The organism is Luteolibacter rhizosphaerae, from assembly GCF_025950095.1.
Classification (GTDB): domain Bacteria; phylum Verrucomicrobiota; class Verrucomicrobiia; order Verrucomicrobiales; family Akkermansiaceae; genus Haloferula; species Haloferula rhizosphaerae.
Map to the genome: position 1 here is coordinate 161297 of NZ_JAPDDR010000010.1, position 17727 is coordinate 179023.

General features: G+C 63.3%; 17 protein-coding genes. 6 read left to right on the plus strand and 11 right to left on the minus strand.

The genetic code is table 11. From position 1 onward, the window contains the following. Positions 1-6 precede the first annotated feature (6 nt). Genes OJ996_RS19115 through cyoE form a run of 4 tightly spaced genes read right to left on the minus strand, consistent with a single transcriptional unit; the run spans position 7 to position 3152 of the window. Positions 7-615: a DUF420 domain-containing protein gene (locus OJ996_RS19115; protein WP_264515259.1), complete on the minus strand. Its 609-nt coding sequence runs from the start codon at positions 613-615 to the stop codon at positions 7-9. A gap of 3 nt (positions 616-618) precedes the next feature. Beyond that, the gene (locus tag OJ996_RS19120; protein ID WP_264515260.1) at positions 619-1344 is read right to left on the minus strand and encodes an SCO family protein; all 726 of its coding nucleotides are present in this window, start codon (positions 1342-1344) and stop codon (positions 619-621) included. After that, positions 1341-2111, minus strand: a complete 771-nt coding sequence (locus OJ996_RS19125) for an SCO family protein (protein WP_264515261.1) — start codon at positions 2109-2111, stop codon at positions 1341-1343. Before OJ996_RS19125 ends, OJ996_RS19120 begins: the two co-directional genes overlap by 4 nt. Before the next feature lie 18 nt (positions 2112-2129). Beyond that, positions 2130-3152: a heme o synthase gene (gene cyoE / locus OJ996_RS19130; protein ID WP_264515262.1), complete on the minus strand. Its 1023-nt coding sequence runs from the start codon at positions 3150-3152 to the stop codon at positions 2130-2132. A gap of 405 nt (positions 3153-3557) precedes the next feature. Here cyoE and OJ996_RS19135 point away from each other — a divergent pair, with 405 nt between their 5' ends. Then, on the plus strand, positions 3558-7259 hold the full coding sequence (locus tag OJ996_RS19135) for a PAS domain-containing protein (RefSeq protein ID WP_264515263.1): 3702 nt from the start codon (positions 3558-3560) through the stop codon (positions 7257-7259). A gap of 63 nt (positions 7260-7322) precedes the next feature. Here OJ996_RS19135 and eno read toward each other — a convergent pair whose 3' ends face one another. The 5 genes from eno to OJ996_RS19160 all read right to left on the minus strand — a co-directional run bounded on the left by eno (position 7323) and on the right by OJ996_RS19160 (position 12446). Next, positions 7323-8618 (minus strand): phosphopyruvate hydratase, encoded by a 1296-nt coding sequence (eno, locus tag OJ996_RS19140; protein WP_264515264.1) that lies wholly within the window; start codon positions 8616-8618, stop codon positions 7323-7325. A 156-nt stretch (positions 8619-8774) separates the two neighbouring features. Next, positions 8775-10610, minus strand: coding sequence for a GreA/GreB family elongation factor (locus tag OJ996_RS19145; RefSeq protein ID WP_264515266.1), 1836 nt, complete (start codon positions 10608-10610; stop codon positions 8775-8777). Positions 10611-10673: 63 nt separating this feature from the next. Further along, the gene (locus OJ996_RS19150) at positions 10674-11429 is read right to left on the minus strand and encodes a PDZ domain-containing protein (RefSeq protein ID WP_264515267.1); all 756 of its coding nucleotides are present in this window, start codon (positions 11427-11429) and stop codon (positions 10674-10676) included. Between the two features lie 5 nt (positions 11430-11434). Next, entirely contained in the window at positions 11435-11929 is a 495-nt protein-coding gene (locus tag OJ996_RS19155) for a hypothetical protein (RefSeq protein ID WP_264515268.1), read from the minus strand. Then, complete coding sequence (locus OJ996_RS19160; RefSeq protein WP_264515269.1) at positions 11916-12446, minus strand: RNA polymerase sigma factor; 531 nt, start codon at positions 12444-12446, stop codon at positions 11916-11918. The genes OJ996_RS19155 and OJ996_RS19160 overlap by 14 nt, the downstream gene beginning before the upstream one ends. A gap of 131 nt (positions 12447-12577) precedes the next feature. On the opposite strand from OJ996_RS19160, the gene msrA reads away from it, so the two are divergent. From msrA to OJ996_RS19180, 4 genes are all read left to right on the plus strand, one after another. Then, positions 12578-13210: a peptide-methionine (S)-S-oxide reductase MsrA gene (gene msrA / locus OJ996_RS19165; protein ID WP_264515270.1), complete on the plus strand. Its 633-nt coding sequence runs from the start codon at positions 12578-12580 to the stop codon at positions 13208-13210. Positions 13211-13362: 152 nt separating this feature from the next. Beyond that, the gene (locus OJ996_RS19170) at positions 13363-13746 is read left to right on the plus strand and encodes a DUF7684 family protein (RefSeq protein ID WP_498049451.1); all 384 of its coding nucleotides are present in this window, start codon (positions 13363-13365) and stop codon (positions 13744-13746) included. A 38-nt stretch (positions 13747-13784) separates the two neighbouring features. Beyond that, positions 13785-14402: a hypothetical protein gene (locus tag OJ996_RS19175; protein WP_264515272.1), complete on the plus strand. Its 618-nt coding sequence runs from the start codon at positions 13785-13787 to the stop codon at positions 14400-14402. 74 nt (positions 14403-14476) lie between these two features. Beyond that, positions 14477-14917, plus strand: coding sequence for a hypothetical protein (locus tag OJ996_RS19180; protein WP_264515273.1), 441 nt, complete (start codon positions 14477-14479; stop codon positions 14915-14917). Here the strand turns inward: OJ996_RS19180 and OJ996_RS19185 are convergent. After that, positions 14909-15613 (minus strand): NAD-dependent deacylase, encoded by a 705-nt coding sequence (locus OJ996_RS19185; RefSeq protein ID WP_264515274.1) that lies wholly within the window; start codon positions 15611-15613, stop codon positions 14909-14911. The two genes, OJ996_RS19180 and OJ996_RS19185, sit on opposite strands and share 9 nt — an antisense overlap. Positions 15614-15617: 4 nt before the next feature. Then, positions 15618-16733 (minus strand): aldo/keto reductase, encoded by a 1116-nt coding sequence (locus tag OJ996_RS19190; protein ID WP_264515275.1) that lies wholly within the window; start codon positions 16731-16733, stop codon positions 15618-15620. Between the two features lie 198 nt (positions 16734-16931). Between OJ996_RS19190 and OJ996_RS19195 the strand changes: the two genes are divergently transcribed. Next, a complete protein-coding gene (locus tag OJ996_RS19195) occupies positions 16932-17723 on the plus strand; it encodes a DUF432 domain-containing protein (RefSeq protein ID WP_264515276.1) in 792 nt (263 codons plus the stop codon). The last annotated feature ends 4 nt before the right edge of the window (positions 17724-17727 follow it).

Below are 17727 nucleotides of genomic sequence, written 5' to 3' on the forward strand. Positions count from 1 at the left end.
AGTACGTCACTGATAGTAGGGCTTCAGCATCAGGTAGCAGATCGGTCCCGTCACGGCCACGTAGAGCCACATCGGGAAGACCCACTTGGCCAGGCGGCGGTGCGCGGTGAAGCGGTTGGTCCAGCCGGAGATGAAGGTGAAAAGGATAAAAGGCAAGCTTACCCCGGCGAGCACGATGTGGGTGAGCAGCAGAATCAGATACACCGGACGCATGCCGCCCGCCGCCGCCTTCTCCGCCTCATCCACGATCCGGTCGCCGTTCAGGTCCCCGTAGAGCGTCTCTGGCGTGGTGAAGTGATAGGCCACGTAGCAGAGCAGGAAGCCGATCGAGAGCGCCATCGCCGCGAAGATCGCGTTGCGATGCAGGCTCACCTTCCCCTGCTTGATCGCCACGATCGCTACCACCAACGTGATCGCCACCAGCGAGTTTAGCACCGCATGCACCGGCGGCAGGAAGGTGAAGGACACGCCCTCCGGTAGGGGGATGCTCACCTTCCGCATCACGCCGACCAAGGCGAGAACCACGGCGGTCAGCACCCAGGCGACAATACCGAGCTTCTTCGACAAAGCTTCCTGCGGGGCCCGCGAGAGCCACTTCTTCTTCTCGTTCGTCATCGCTCAGATTCCGGGCGTCTCGTTCTTGTCCAGCTCCTCGTGGATGCGCGTCTCCAGCTCTTTCTTGAGCTTCTCGTAGAGGTGCGGGTCACGGCGGCGTCCCTCCTCGGACTTCGCGTCGTAGAGCGGCCATTTGCCGAGCACGTTCCATTCCCGGTCCACCAGCGTGATCCCCATGTCGTGGGCATAGCGTCCGTTCGATTCGCGGTCGGCCTGATCGGTGCGCTCGCGGATCTTGAAGAACTTCAGCTCCTTCTCCAGATAGTCGTGGGTTTCCTGCACGTTCGGATGCGTCAGGAACCACCAGTTCTTCGGATCGGCACCGAGCGCCTTGCCATAGGCTTCCAGCTTGTCGTGGGTGTCCGTCTCCGGGTCCACCGAGACACAGACCATCTGGAAGTCCGGGTGATCCTTGAATTGCTCGTAGATCCCCTTCAGCTCCACGCCATTCCGCGCCGCGCAGTGCGGGCAGACGGCGAAGAACTCGGAGACTACCCACACCTTCCCCTTCAGATCGGAAAGCTTCACCTGCTCGCCAGCTTGGTTCACGCCGCTGAAGTCGTTCTGGATTTGAAACAGCGTCGGCTCCTTCTCGGCCACCACGTTGCTGAAGTCCGGCTGCGGCTGTTCGGGCACTTGCTTGCCCAGATAAACGGCCACGCCGATGATGAGCGCGGACAGCACCGCCACTCCACCGTAGATCATTCCGATTTTTCCCCGGTCGGTCATTGTTTGGTCACGGGTTTCGCCAGCACGTGGTCGATCACGTGAACCAGCAGGTCTTCAAGATCCCGCGAGACGCGGGTGGTATCGCCATCCACCGGGTGCTCCTTGCCCCAGGCGGCGGCCGCTTCGAAATCGAACTTCGCGTCGGTGCGGAACCGGTCGCTCATCTTCACGGTGCCCTTACGGATGTGGCGGTCGCGGTCGATCACCACCACCGCGCCGTCGTAGATCCACTTGCCGTCTTCGCGATGCGGGTAGACTTCCATCCTCAGGATGTTCTTGAGGAACTTGTGGGTGCTCTCCTCACGGGTAGCGGCGAGCCACCACTTGGGTAAGGTCGCATCGAGCTCCTTCGCATACTCCGCCAGCTTCTTTGGCGGCTCATTCTCCGGATCCACCGTCAGGCAAACGATGTGGAAGTCTTCCCGATCCGCATACTTCTTTGCGAGCCTCTCCAGCACCGCCCGTGTGTGCTGCCACCTCTCCGGATCGCTGAATAGCACCGGAGCGATGACATAGACATGTCCCTGCAAGCTTCCCAGATCACCCTCGCTCTCGTCTTGCCGCCAGACCTTGAGCACTTGGTTCGGATCAAGCCTGCCCTTGAAGGAAGGCGTGTCGTCATTGGCCTGCCGTTCCGCGAGCTTCAGGTAGGCGACGAAGATCCCGACCGCGCTGGCGATCATGATCGCGGTCAAAATCAGGGCCGTGTTCCGCAGTTTGCGCGGATCGCGCACGGCGGGTTCGAGATGCTGCACGGGCGTCCTCATGGGGCGGCGGAAACTAGACTAGCGCCACGCGATGGCAAGCAATCCCAGTTCTAGCGGCAGGTAGAGCAGCGTGAAGAGGAAGAGCCGCCGGAAAGAGGTGCGCAGGCCGTCCCGCATGAAACGTCCCGCGAAGGCCGCCATCATCAGCCCGAAAAGAATCCCGCCACCGAGCGCCGCGTAGCCCGGAATCCCGGGCGTCCAGCCCGCGAACCACGGCCACAGCGGCAATGCCGCCAGCATCAGCGAGAAGACCGCCGCCAGCAAGCCGCTGCGCCGTCCGCTCACATCGCCATTCGACCACATCTGGTAGCCAGCCTCCTCGTATTCCTCGCGGCAGAGCCAGCTGATCGCCACGAAGTGCGGGAGCTGCCACAGGAAAAGCAGTGCGAATAGGAACCATGCCGCCGCGTCCACCGGCCCTCCTGCCGCCGTCCAGCCGATCATCGGCGGGATCGCCCCCGGAATCGCCCCGACGAGGGTGTTGGTACTACTGAAGCGCTTCAGCGGGGTGTATATGAAGACGTAGACCGCCACCGTGGCCGCCGCGAGCCAGGCGGGCCACATCCCGACCTTCGCTGCCAGATGGATGATCCCACCCGCCGAAAGCACCCAGCCCACCCCGAAGGCGAAGAGCGGGTCCATACGCCGCGAAGGCAGCGGACGATTTGCCGTGCGCTTCATCCGCGCGTCCAGATCCACCTCCATCACCTGATTGAAAGCGGCCGAGCCGAAAGCCGCCGCCGCTGTCCCGATCAGGGTGTGTGCCAGGATGATGAAATCGAAAGTCCGGCCGCCTGAACGCGCCGCGAGCAGGAAGCCAAAGAAAGTCGTGATCAACACGAAGACGTTCAGGCGCATCTTGGTGAGCACCAGCAGGTCCTTGCGCAGACCGGGATCCTCCACCCCCGCTTCAGCGGCGGCGATCTCCTCCGCCAGCGGCTGGGTCTTGGCGGGTGCCGGCACTTGCGCAACCGCGGTTGGCGGAGGCGTCGCGGCGGCCTCCGTCACCTTCGGTTCTTCTGCAGGCAGGGCATCACTCATCGGCTGACGCCGGAAAGAGAACCCCGGACGCCCCGCATGGCACGGAAAATATCAAGCGCTTGCTTGCTGCCCCTAGATACCACCGCCACTGGACAGCTTTCCTCTTCGAGACTCGATCGGCCCCGGTGCTTTCGGTATCCCTCGCGTTTCCCTCTCGAATCGGATCGTAGGTCTCCATGTGATCCCCTGCACCGGATGGCCCGGAAAGCCTGCAATTATCAGGCCCGCGTGGCTTTTCGCACGGCAGGATACGGTTTACAGCCGTGGTATCCGGGCTATCAATTTGATCCTACCGTTCGAGCCCGATGGCTCCGTTTCCCCGAATGCTGTATGTGTCCTGACGACTCCTCCCCCCTTTCATCCATTCCCGCGCCAAGCCGGGAAGATTCGGAGACGCTGGCCTTCTTGAACCGTCTGACCAATGCGATTCTCGGGCTTTCGGATCCGGCTCTGATCATCGCGCGGGTGGAGCGGATGGTGGGCGAGCACCTGAAGGTGTCACGGGTGCTGGTGGCGGAGGCGATGGGCGATGGCGAGCATGTGAATGTGCAGCATACCTGGGCCGTGCCCGGCATGCCGGAGGCCAAGGGCATCCATCGCCTCGACGATTACGGCGAAGGCATTCTGAAGGACTACCGGGCAGGCCGCATGCATATCCGCCGCAATGCGGATCTGGAGAATCCACCCGGTCGCGAGCTGGAGGCGCTGAGGGCGATCGGAGCCATGGCGGCCATCGATATGCCGGTGCTGGTGGACGGCGAGTTCCGCGTGCTGGTGGTGGTGCATCAAAATGCCCCGCGTGATTGGACCGAAAATGAGATCGCACTGATGCGACAAGTGGCCGATCGCACTGCGGCGGAGGTCTTGCGCGCCCGGGCGCTGAAGTCCGCGCAAGAGAGCGAATTCCATTTCCGCCAGATGGCGGATACCATGCCGCAGATCGTCTGGGGCTCGAAGCCCGACGGCGTGCCGGATTGGTTCAACCAACGCTGGTATGACTACACCGGCCTGCCTCACGGCCACCTCCGCTCGGAGGACTGGCGTGCAGCCTTTCCGCAAGAAGACCTCATCCCGATGCTGCGCGTGTGGGAAGAAGCGCTCCGCGAAAGTAAACCGCACAGCGTGGAGGCCCGGCTGCGGAGGGCTGAAGATGGCATGATGCGCTGGCATCTCGTGCGGGCGAATCCAGTCTTCGATACGAGCGGAAAAGTCGTGCGTTGGTACGGCACGCTCACGGATATCCACGACCGCAAGGAAGCGGCGGAGCAGACATTGCAGAGCGAGTTCCGCCTGAGCGGCGCACTCCAGATGGCCGCCCTGGGCAGTGTGAATTGGAACCTGAAGGAGAACGTGGTGGACATGGATACCCGCTGCCGGGCGCTCTTCGACTTCCCTCCTGACAAGGTCCTGCGTGTGGAGGACGTCTTCGACAAAATCGCCCCGGAGGATCGCGGGCGGGTGGAGACCGCCGCGGCGGCGTCTGCCAAAGAGGGCACCTTGTTAGAGATCGAATACACCGTGCTGGTGGAAGGCCGCGGACCGCGCCTGATCTCCAGCATCAGCCGCGTGTCGCTGGGCGCCGATGGAACCCCCGAGCACATCTACGGCGTGCTGGGTGATGTGACCGAGCGTCGCCGTGCCGAGGAAAAGCGCGAGGAGTTCATTCGCATGATCGAGGCCGATCGCGCGAACCTCGCGGCAGTCGTCGAGAAGTCGCCCGCCTTCATCGCGGTGCTGCGCGGACCGGACCACATCCTGGAAGTGGCGAACGAGAAGTACTACGAGCTCATCGGTCGGACTGCACAGACCGGCAGGCCGATCCGCGAGGTGCTTCCGGAAGTGGAAGGCCAAGGCTTCTTCGAGATGCTCGACGAGGTTTACCGCAGCGGCAAGCCGGTCGACGGCACGGAAGTGCCGGTGACCTTGCAACCGGAAGGAGCTGCAAGCCGCGAACACTTCGTGAACTTCGTGTTCCAAGCCCTGCTCGGCCCCGACAAGAAGCCTGCGGGCATGTTCGTCCACGGCGTGGACGTGACCGAACCGGTGAAAGCACGTGAAGCCATCGCGAAGAGCGAGCGAGGACGACGCATGGCCCTGGAAGCCGCCCAAGTAGGCGCCTATAACATCAACTTGCTGACCCGCGAGCTAGAGACCAACGAGCATTTCCGCCGCCTGATCGGCTGCACCGACCAGGAGGTGACCTATGACAATGCTCTGGCCACAGTGCACCCGGACGATATGGACCGGATCGTGGCAGCGATCGCCGCAGCGACCCGGCCGGTGGACCCGGAGCCTTATGCCACGGAGTACCGGGTCATTCATCCGGATGGTTCGATTCACTGGATGTCCGCTCGCGGTGGCGTCACCTTCGAGGATGGCCCCGAAGGTCGCAGGCCGGCCAGCTTCGATGGCACGATGAGCGATATCACCGAGCGCAAGCTCGCCGAGGAGAGCATGGCATTCCAGCGCCACCAGCTTGAGTTGATCTTCCGGGAATCGCCGGCGGCAATGGCTTTGTGGCGCGGAGAGGACTTCGTCTTTGAGCGCGTGAACCCGCACTACCAAGCCTTGTTCGGGAATCGCCGACTGGAAGGTCTCCCCCTGCTGGAGGCGGTGCCCGAGCTAACGGGCCAAGGTTTCGACGCGATGCTGCGCGACGTCCTGCACACGGGCAAACCCGTTGTGGGCCACGAAGTGCTCGCCCGCTTCGCGCGGACCCCTGACGGGCCGGTGGAGGATTTCTACTTCGACTTCACTTACCTGCAGGTGCTCGACTCGGATGGCAAGCCGTGGGGCGTTTACGATCACGCCATCGATGTCACCGAGCGTGTGCTTGCTCGACAGGCCTTGGAGAAGAGCGAGGGACAACTTCGCGAGGCCCTCGCCGAGCGCCAGACGCTTCTCGATGCGGAGCGCGCGGCTCGCAGCGAGGCCGAGATGGCCGGGCGCATGAAAGACGAGTTCCTGGCCACGCTCTCCCACGAGCTGCGCACGCCTCTCAATGCCATCGTCGGCTGGACCCAGCTCCTACAGATGATGCCGGATCAATCGCAGCGCCTGAGCGACGGGCTGGCGGTGATCGCGCGGAACGCGAAGGCGCAGACACAGATCATCGAGGACATCCTGGACATGAGCCGCATCGTCAGCGGCAAGCTGCGACTGGACGTGCAGAAGGTGGACCTCGCCGCTTTGGTCCAGGCGGGCGCAGAGACCGTGCAGACGGCGGCGGATGCCAAGGAGGTGAAGCTGCAAGTCATCGTGGATCCCGCGGCAGGCAATATCAGCGGAGATCCGCATCGCTTGCACCAGGTTCTCTGGAATCTTCTTTCGAATGCGGTGAAGTTCACCCCCAAGGCCGGCAAGGTGCAGGTGACCCTGAAACGCGTGAACAGCAACGTCGAAGTCAGCGTGGCCGACACCGGCGAGGGCATCGCGCCGGAATTCCTGCCGCATGTCTTCGATCGCTTCCGGCAGGCGGATTCGAGTAGTACCCGACATCATGGCGGCTTGGGACTCGGCCTCGCGATCGTGAAGCAGATCGTGGAGCTCCACGGCGGATCTGTTAGAGCCTTGAGTCCCGGCAAGGGCGAAGGCGCCACCTTCATCGTGAGCCTGCCGATCTCGATCGCGCATGTCGATACGAGCAAGGAGTCCAGCCAAAGCGAGCACCCGGCCGCGGATGTGGCTGTGCCGCTGGCGACGCTCGATCCCGGACAACTCTCCGGCGTCTCCATCGTGGCGGTGGATGACGAGCCCGACGCCGTGGCATTCGTGGAGCGGCTATTGGTCGGCTGTGGAGCGGTGGTGCACGCCGCCACCTCGGTGTCGCAGGCCTATGCCTTGGTGCAGACCCATTCGCCCATGGTGATTGTCAGCGACATCGGCATGCCCGGAGAAGATGGCTATGCCTTCCTGCGCAAGGTGCGCGAGCTGCCGGCAGAGCAAGGCGGACGCGCGCGCGCGCTTGCGGTCACCGCCTACGCACGGAGCGTGGATCGAGTGCGTGCCTTGGAGGCGGGCTTCCAGATGCACATCTCCAAACCGGTGGATCCCGCGGAACTGATCGCATCGGTAGCTGCACTGGCGAACAGCTACAAGAGCAGCTGAACCGTCAGGCCACAAAAAAAAGCCTCCCGGTTTCCCGGGAGGCTCTTGGAAAGGCAAACGCGATTAGCGCAGGACCTTGAGCTTGCTGACGCCGTAGACCGCGTCGCCACCGAGCTCTTCCTCGATGCGGAGGAGCTGGTTGTACTTCGCGATTCTGTCCGAGCGGCTCATGGAGCCGGTCTTGATCTGGCCGCAGTTCGTGGCCACCGCGATGTCCGCGATGGTGTTGTCTTCCGTTTCGCCGGAGCGGTGGGAAAGCACGGCGGTGTAGCCGTTCTCCTTGGCCATTTCCACGGCGTCGAAGGTCTCGGTGAGCGAACCGATCTGGTTCACCTTTACGAGGATCGAGTTCGCGGTGCCGGTGGCGATGCCCTTGGAGAGGAACTCCACGTTGGTGACGAAGAGATCGTCGCCCACGAGCTGGGTGGTCGCACCGAGCTTGTCGGTCAGGATCTTCCAGCCGGCCCAGTCGTTCTCGGCGCAGCCGTCTTCGATCGAGATGATCGGATACTTGGCTTGAAGTCCGGCGTAGTAGGCCACCAGTTCCTCGGCGGACTTCACGGACTTGTCGGACTTCTTGAAGACGTAGGCATTCTGCTTCGCGTCCCAGAACTCGGAGGACGCCACGTCGAGCGCGATGGCGATGTCCTCGCCGAGCTTGTAGCCGGCCTTTTCGATCGCTTGGGCGATCACGCCGAGGGCGTCATCCGCGGAGGCGAGGTTCGGGGCGAAGCCGCCTTCGTCACCCACGGCGGTGGAGAGGCCGCGGTCGTGCAGCACCTTCTTCAGCGAGTGGAAGATCTCGGCACCGTAGCGCAGGCCTTCGCTGAAGGTCGGAGCGCCGATCGGCATGATCATGAACTCCTGGAAGTCGATCGGGGCGTCCGAGTGGGCACCGCCGTTGATGATGTTCATCATCGGCACGGGCAGGACCTTGGCGTTCGGGCCGCCGAGGTACTTGTAGAGCGGCAGGCCGGTCGCCTGGGCAGCAGCCTTGGCCACGGCCATGGAGACGGCGAGGATGGCGTTGGCACCGATGTTCGACTTGTTCTTGGTTCCGTCGATCGCGAGCATGGCAGCGTCGATCGAGGACTGGTCGGTGGCCAGCAGGCCGCAAAGAGCGGGAGCCAGCTTGCTGTTGAGATTTTCGACGGCCTTCAGCACGCCCTTGCCGAGGTAGCGGGACTTGTCGCCGTCGCGGAGTTCGCAGGCTTCGTGCTCGCCGGTGGAGGCACCGCTGGGCACAGCGGCACGGCCGACGATCCCGCAGTCGAGGATCACGTCGGCTTCGACGGTCGGATTGCCGCGCGAGTCAATGATCTCGCGGCCGCGGATTTCAACGATGGTGGTATGTTCCATATTCGGGAAAGGTCGAAGTTCTAAGTATCAGGTTCCAAGCGGGAAGACGGTCCAGATGGAGGGCGGCGCAGGGTTTAGAAGCCAAACCCGGATTTCCAAGTTCCAAAATAGACATGCAAGGCTCCGCCCCTTCCGGAAACGTCACCCGCCGGGATTTCAGGGGTTCACCGCCGCGATCGATTGGATGGTGTAGGAGTGCATCACCTCGGTCGCTTGGTCCCGGACCTGGACGGTATCGCCGGGCTTCTTGTTGAGCAGTGCGGCTCCCAGCTCGGAGAGGTAGGAGAGCTCACGCTTCTCCGGATCCGAGTCCCAGGCACCGAGCACGGTGTAGGTGGCGATGTCGCCGTCCTCGCGCTTGAGGGTGACGACCGTGCCGATGTTCACCGCGGTGGCGTCGGAACCCTTGAAGTCGGTGCCACGGGCGCGGGAGATGTCGCGCTGCAGCTCGGTCTTCCGGTTGTTGAGATACTTCTGGTGGTCCTTCGCGGACTTGTACTCGAAGTTCTCGCGCAGGTCGCCGTATTCGCGGGCGATCGAAATATCTTTGGTATTCTGCGGGATGCGGTTGCGAATGATGTCGTCCAGCTCCGCCTTCTTCTTCTCGAGGCTCGGCCAGGAAACGACGAGTTCCTGCTCCTTCTTGGCGCCGTGGCCGCTGACCAGCTCGCCGGTCTCCGGCTTCGCCTTGATCACGCGGGCCATCAGGGACTTGCGGTCGAGATCGCTGAAGACCGGGCACTCCATCAGGCGGCGGCCGAAGTTCCGCGCCTCGTTCACGTCCATATTGCCGACGATGTCGCCCAGGAGGTTCTTGTCCTCCGAGAGCAGCGTCTGCAGGCGGGTGGTTTTGCGCGGGCCGTCGCTGAGGTGATCGGTTTCGAGCAGGTTCAGGATGCAGGCACCCACCTCGCCGCTGAAAATGCCGGAGGCGGTATCGTTGCGTTCGCGGCAGACCCAGATCAGCGCGTCGGTGCCGAGCGAGCGGCGGGCCAGAGCGGAGATCAGGTGAGCCTCCAGGGTCTTCATGTGACCCTTCTCCTCCAGCAGCTTGGCGATTTCCGCCACACCGCGGGAGCCGACCTTATCGAAGATGGAGGTGAGCACATCCACCCAGCGATCGCCGAAAGCCGCCGGGAACTGCTCGTAGATCGCACGCTGACGACCGGACGAAAGTGCGGTCAGGGCGTCGGACAAGCGGTTCTCCTCGGAGGCCAGCAGGTCGGAAAGACGCAGCGACTCCGGCGGCAGTTCGATGCCCTTGAAGGCGGCCACCAGCTCATCGCGGGCCGAGAGAAGCTCGAGCGCAGGCCCGAGGTTGATCCGCACGCTCTTCGCGGCGGACTCGTTGATGCCGGAGAGCAGGCGCTGCAGCGCGGACGGATCGTCCTTGAAGAGCGCGAGATCGAGCGTGATCGCCTCCAACGCCTTCGACATCGTCTTGAGGTCACGGGCTTGCTCGAAGTCGGACACCAGCGCATCGGCCGGGCTCATGTCACCGGCACGCAGGGCCAGAGGCTCGGTGCGGCGCGAAGGGACCACCACCCGCTTGCTGTCGCGCAGGGCGCGCTTGGCGGAGTCCCACCACTTGCGGAAGTCATTCGCCGGGATCACCGCGCCGGACAACTCCTTCTCAAGCGCGTCCACCGACATGATGCCGCCGTGGCTCTGGAGGAGATGAACGACCAGCCCGACCGGGTCGGACTTGGCCAAGGCGCGCAGTTCTTCGAGCTGCTCGACCTTCTTCGCGCGGAAATCGCCGGGTTCGAGCGGTTCGGTCCGCTGGATCGCGAACTGGAGGTCCATCACCTGACCACTGCTTTGCTCGAAGTCGATCGTGACCTTCTTCGAGGGAAGGTCCCATTCAACGATCTTCCCTGCCCCCCAAGCTTTGTGGAGACAGAATTTACCGGGGGAAAGCTGGTCGAGACGCCCCGCCACGGCTTGATTGATTCTTCCGGCGTCGAGCAATTTCGCCAAATCTGGATGCATGCCCGGGCAAAATGGGAAGCGGGGCTAAAAAACGCAAGGCCCTTCCCATCAATTCACCTGTCATCACTTCTTCACCTCGACCGGATCCACCGTCGTCAGGCGCGCGCGGGGCGGGCGGGAAGGCAGCGGGGTGCCAGAGCGGCTGGCTAAAGTGCGCTCCAAAGTGACCACGCGGATCTTCCAAGGCTCAGGCACCAAGATGACACCCTTCTCATCCCGCAGGGGCCCGCGGTAGATCGCGGCACCATCGGATGAAACCACCTGCACCTCCTTCACGGAGCCCACGATCGTCAGGATCGCCTTGCCATCCTTGGCCTCGATCTCGGCGGTGCTGGCCGCGGGATTCAGCACCTTCATCGGCACATCGGAGAGTTCCCCGGCATCCAGCTTGGCGCGGAGCTGATCTTCGGGAACCCGGCCCAAGATAACCGGTAGATCAAGCGACTGGCCGGAGCGGAAAATCGCGAGCTTGGTTTCGTCCCCCTCCTTGCGCAGCCGCAGCAGCGTGAAGAGCTGGGCCTCGTTCGCGATCCACTGGTCACCCAGCTTCCAGAGAATGTCGTAGGGCTTCACTCCAGCCTTCTCCGCCGGGCTACCGGACTCCACCGAGGTGATCATGAAGCCGATTCCCGGCGGCAGCGCCGGCACTTGCGCGCGGATGGCATCGTCCAGACGCCCCACCGTGAAGCCCAGCCAAGGCATGGACTTGGGCACCGCCACCTCCGGAGCAACCGGAGCCGCGGCGGCATTCTGCGGACGCGCTTCCTCGGCGGTGGCGAAACCGGTGAGGGAGAACAGCAGCAGGGTAGTGAGCTTCATGGACATCAGAAAGTATTCACCGGGCGCAGGATCACTTCCTCCTGCGGTTGGGAGACCAGCACTTCATAGCCCGTCTCCACATCCTTCACCCGTTCTTGATTCACCAGGCGCACGCGCCAGGCACGGTGGGTCACCCCATCCGCCTCGGAGGTCCAGCCTTCCGGCTCGGCGCTCTCCACATGCTGGCTCTGGGCCAGCACCACGAAGCTTTCCTCATCGCCCGCAGGAGCAGGATCCGCGATCGCAACTCCGCCAGACTTCACGCTTTCCGTCTCCGGGAGCACCAGCGCCAGCGTGATGGCCGCCGCAGCGGTGCCGATGCCGCTGATCCAGCCCCAAGGCTTGGCCCGGCGTGACTGCGGCATCTCCACGATGACCTCTTCTCCCTCGGCAGCGGCGAGGCTGTCGATCAGGTCGTCCAGCGAGCGTTGCCCCCGTTCGCTGATGGCGGACGGGACCAGACGGGCGAGCGCCTTCTCGATATCTTCAGGCGATTCCATGGCGTTCCTCCTTCAGTCGGCGCATGTCCTGCGCGAGTTGTTCCAGCGCGTAACGGTAGCGGGATGCGGCCGTATTCTGGGAAATGGCGAGGGCTTCGGAAATCTGGGCAAAGGTCAGGCCGCCCCAAATTTTCATGGTCACGACCTCGCGGAGCTTGGTGCTGAGCTTCTGCACGGCATCGCGCAGGCGCACGGCATCCTCGTCATCCTCCACCGAGGGATCGAGCCAGACATCGGTGAAGTCGTTCAGGTAGATGATGGATTCCTCCCGCTTGCGGCGGCGGCTCTCGGAGCGGTGGTGGTTCAGACCGCAGAAACGGATCGTGGAGAAGGCCAGCGGCAGATCGGGGACTCCCCCGCCCTTGTCCTGCTGATAGTTCCACAGGCGCAGGATCGCCTCCTGCACCAGATCCTCCGCATCTTCCCGGGTCGGTGCCCATCCGCGGGCAAACAGGAGCAGCCGGGGGCCAAACTCGGCCACCCATGCTTTCCATGCTGCGGATACACAAACCTTCATCCGGTGAGAAAATGCCTCGGCGCGGCGCGTTTGTCTGCAAAATCTTCCGCCACCCCTTCTTTACGCCGGGACAATCCCGCTTACCCTTCGGCGCGGAGGAATATCCCGCACGACCGCCGCTTCCCAAAGTCATGAAACGCCGTCATTTGCTCGCCCTGCTCTGCTTCCTCCCCACCCTCGCCTCCTGCGAACCCGAAAAAGCCATGTCCGAAGACGCCAAGAAGCCCGCCCCGCTCCCGAAAGTCCCCGAAGGCGCCGAAACCCTCACCCTCGGCGCCGGCTGCTTCTGGTGCGTGGAGGCCGTCTACAAGCAGATCGAGGGCGTCTACTCCGCCACCTCCGGCTACATGGGCGGCACCTTGGCAAACCCCACCTACCAGCAGGTTTGCGAGGGCAATACCGGCCACAACGAGGTGGTGCAGGTGGTCTATGACCCGAAGAAGCTCCCGACCGAGAAGCTGCTGGAGTGGTTCTGGGAACTCCACGACCCGACGACCCTGAATCGCCAGGGCGCCGACGTGGGCACCCAGTATCGCTCCGGGATCTATTATCACACCGAGGCCCAGAAAACGATTGCCGAGGCCTCCAAGAAGGAGTTCCAGCCGCACTTCAAGGACCCGATCGTGACCGAGATCATGAAGGCCGAGACCTTCTACCCGGCGGAAAACTACCACCAGGACTACTACTTCCAGAACAAGACCCAGAACGGCTACTGCCGCGTGGTGATCGAGCCGAAGCTCAAGAAGCTGAAGCTGAAGCACTGATTCCTGCCACGGACTGCGGTGGAAGCGACCCGGCCATCACCTCGGCTCCTTGTCGCGGGCACGGACAAAAGCTGCCATGCGCTCGCGTGGCGGCCCGGCCAAGCATCCCCCTTCTTCTCGAAGCAGCCGGTTGACCGCCTTTTGCCTGCCTGATCTGGGACCACGGGATTGACTGCCCGCCGAAGGAAGAGCTTGCGATTTCACGATCACTTGTGGAGGCAGGCTGTCGCTACGTGGTCTGCGGCGGGCAGGATTGCGAGGACTGGCATGATGCCGTCGACATGGCCTTCGTTCTGGCAAATGCCGATGAACCGGGCGGCGCGGATGCAGCTCCTTTGGTGATGACCACCTGGCATGAGAAGGAGTCTCCGGACGAGGTGGCCTTCCATTTCATCCACCTGACCGATTTCGAGGACGTGGCTTTCCGGAACTACCTAGTCCTGCACCTCGGCGCGGGACCGGAAGAACAACCACTCGAAGCCACGGTGATAAGCCATGCCCTGCACCGCTGGCAAGCTGGCGGCGGCGGGATTTAATCTGGCCTCCGGCGGGCGCTCTCTGGTCTTCTCTGGCCATGTCCAAATACGCCGGTGAGCAAGTCCTAGTCGTCCCCCGCCCTCTCTTCGACGCCATCGGCTCATTCCAAGGCATCCGCACCCATGAGGTGGAAGAGGCCATGGCCAAGCTTCTCGATCCGGAGAACCACTTCTTCATGGACCGCGCCGAAGCCGAGGGCGATCCGACCCACAAGCAGCTCATCCCCTACTGCCTGATTCGCTGCGGCACCTCGATCCTCACCTACACCCGCGGCCAGTCCGGCGGCGAGGACCGCCTGCACGCCAAGCGGTCGGTGGGAGTCGGCGGTCACATCAATCCCGTGGACACCGGCAACGGCCGCACCGGCCCGGACGCCTATCACGCCGCGGTCGAGCGCGAGCTTCAGGAGGAACTCGTCTTCGAGGTAGCGCACACCAACCGAATCGCAGCCCTGCTGAACGACGACAGCAACGAAGTTGGCCGCGTTCACCTCGGCATCGTGCACGTGATCGAGGTGGAGAACACCCGCATCGCCGCCCGCGAGGACGCCCTTGCGAACTTGGAGTTCATCGAACTCGCCGAACTCCAGGGCCCGCTCATGCCTTACCTCGAGACTTGGTCCCAGCACGTGATCCGGGACATCGCGAATCTCTAACCGGCTGCGAGCATCGGCAGCGGTCCTGCACGGCTTGAGGCAGGGATGGACTGCTGCCATCCGGCTAAAGGATCATGCCCTTCACCCGCCTCGATCACCCCGGGCCTCACGGGGAAATCGTCTTCCTCCACACGGAGCAACCTCATGGGCTCACGGGCCGGTTCCATTTCCGGGTCGCGCCTGAATTCGCCGGGGAACTCGCCACGGCGATTCAAGCCATCCTGCTCGGTGCGAATGAAGGCACGCCGCGCAAGCCGGACCTCGCTACCCGGCTACGCTTCAACAAGCACCGCACCCACAAGGACTGGCGCCTCTACCTCTCCCAACAGGTCACCGCGAATCCGGAGGAGATCCTGTGGATCGAGGGCGACCACCCGGTCGCCGGGGAAGAACGAGCCCTCCTCACCTTTGCCGATAAGCACTATGGGGAGGTCGAAACCGGCCACCCCACTTGGGCGGAGCTTGAGGAGTTCGCCAAGCAACTGAGAAGCTTGGCGAAATCGGCATCAGCTTGATCTCAAGCCACCCAGCACACCGTCGACCCACTGTGGCACGACTTGAGATGCGGGACCGCGGAGACATTCATCAAACTCTGCGGATCTGGCGGTATCCGCCGCGTTGATCTCCACCAATCTGGCTCCATAGACCTTTGCCTTCGTAGCCAGTCGGGAAGCAGGTTCGACCAAGCCCGAGGTCCCGATTGCCACGAAGAGGTCGCATTCGGTCACTGCGGCCTGAATCCGATCCAGGCCATAGGGTGTCTCTCCGAACCAGACCACGTCCGGGCGCATGCCCATCTCCCGGCTACATTTGCCACAAACATCCTCGGGACTGATGTCTCCCGCGCAGGGACTCACGAAACTACACCAGATGCAGCGCTTATTGAGTAGTTCACCATGCATGTGGATCAGGCGGACGCTTCCCGCCCTCTCATGTAGATCGTCCACGTTTTGAGTGATCAGCAGGAAGTCGTCCGCCAACGCATTCTCCAATTCGCCGAGAGCCCTGTGGGCGGCATTCGGCTGGACCACGCCAAGCTGCTGCCGCCGTTGGTTGTAAAACCGATTCACCAAGCCGGGGTCGCGCCCGAAGCCAATACGGGTCGCGACCTGATCGACGGAATGACCCTCCCAGAGTCCGTTGGAATCACGAAAGGTCCGGATCCCCGATTCCGCGGAAATCCCGGCACCGGTGAGAACCACAACCTTCATCGGATTACCAGTTATCTCCCAGCCCGCGCCGTCCGGCGAGAGCCAGCAGATCCTCGCGCATCGGCCATTCGTCCGGGCGCTCGCTGACTTGATGGCGCTTGCTGGCTCCCTTCAGAGTCATGCAGCCGGTGTTGTCGCCGATCTGGCGGACGGCTTCCGATTCCTCCGCGCTGAGGCGGATGTCCGGAGTGGCGGCGAAGTCGCGGATCTGATCTTCGATCGAGCGGGCATCTTCCCCCGCTTCCTGAATGAAGGTAGGCACCACGCTCTGCACGGCGGGCTGGCTGAGATTCCAGACCGAGGCGAACTGGATCAGGCTCAGGCCGTGCTTCTCGGCGATCGGCTTCATGCGCTCGATCTTGTCGAGCCCGTGGTCCACCCAGCCCTCGGCGCGGTAGGAACGGTGATCGCCCGGCTTAAAGACATGGCCCTTCTTCATGTCGCCGTGGAAAAGACCGCCGTAATCCGCCACGCGGGTCAGGACCTTCACGCCCTTTTCCTCGCAGACCGGTAGCACGTGGCAGGAGGGCCAGGGCTCGAGTGGATTCAAGATGAGCATGGCCCAATCGATATCGTCGCCGTGGCGCTCGAGGCAGTCGATGATATCGAGCGAGAAGCCGTTTGCGGGTCCGGGTGCCAGGCCGAGTTGCTCGGCGAGACCTTCGGACTTCAGGGCACGCAGGCCGTCCCACACGGCATCGCTGGTGTAGCCGGTTTCGTCCGGGTTGTGCAGCATCAGCAGGTCGAAGCGGTCGGTGCGGCAACGCTCCAGCGACTTCTCGCAGGCGCGGCGGATGTAGTCGCGGTAGCCGGCGGGCTTGTGCAGTTCAGGATCGGTGAAGCGCGGGTAGCCCTTCGCGCCTTGGCGCTGGCCTTCGTAGAAGTCGTGGCCGATCATGCCCACCAGGCTGTATTCCTCGCGCGGTTTGTCCGCCAGCGCTTGGCCGAGCAGCTCGTCCGCCTTGCCGTTGCCATAGACATCCGCGGTCACGAAGGTGCGGATCCCGGCATCCCAGGCGGTGCCGATGCAGGAAAGGAAACGGTCCTCGGAAAGCGTCTCTCCGAAGTGCATGAAGCGCCCGGCGCTCCAGGTCCCGTAGGCGGTGGTGGTCAGATCCATGGCTCGATTTCTAGTGCGCCGCGCCCGCCCGGTCAACCGGCACGCAAGATCCGCGCGACATGTAAGGGGAAATGACGAATGTCGAATTCCCGAATGACGAGAAAAGATGTTCCGGAACACACTTCATTCGTCATTCGGAAATTCTGAATTCGTCATTCTCTATTGCGCGCTCCCCCGCCCCCGCGGTGTTCTTGCGGCATGGCCGCTACCGGACGATGGCACGAACGCACCCTGCAGGACGGGGAATGGCTGCGTGCCGATTTCGGGAACCTGACCCTCATCGTCCTCAGCATCCTGGAGGAATGGCGGGTGGCCGCCCTCTACGGCGAGCAGCGCAAGGTGATGGACAACCTGAACATGCCGCCGGACGAGCTGCCCTGGCAGCGCTGGGACCGCGGCGAGAAGGACGTGAAGCTGCGCTTCCGCCCGACCTTCCCGGATCGACCCGTGATCATCCGGCCCCGTGCCCCCCTGCACCTTTCCCCCCGCGCGAAGGCGAATTTCTTCGTCGGCATCCCCGCCTTCATCGAGCTCAGCGCCCACAGCGAGGGCGAATACGAGCGGCTGAACGCATGGCCGAGCGATCCACCGTCGAACACTTGGCACGGCAGCCCCATCTCCGGGACCCTCTGCTACTCGGTGAAGACCCGCGCCCGGCGGCAGTTCATCCCGGAGGACTGGCAGGAACTATCGATCATCTCCACCATCGAGATCGCGAACAGCGGCACCCATACCCTGCCCTTCGAGCGGCTCTTCTTCGAGACCGGCCACCTGGGCGTCTTCGAACACCTCGGGCGGCTGTGGTCGAACCACGCCCGGGTCCGCACCGGCGACAAGGATGACTCGCTCAGCGGCGTGGTCTTCGGACAGAAGCCCTTCGGCGATGCCTCCAGCGCGGTGGAGCTCACCCCGCCTCGCCTCGGACGCGTGCGCCGCAGCATGCTCAAGGAGGCCTTCTCCACCTTCCTCGGCGGACCTCACCGCGATTGACCTC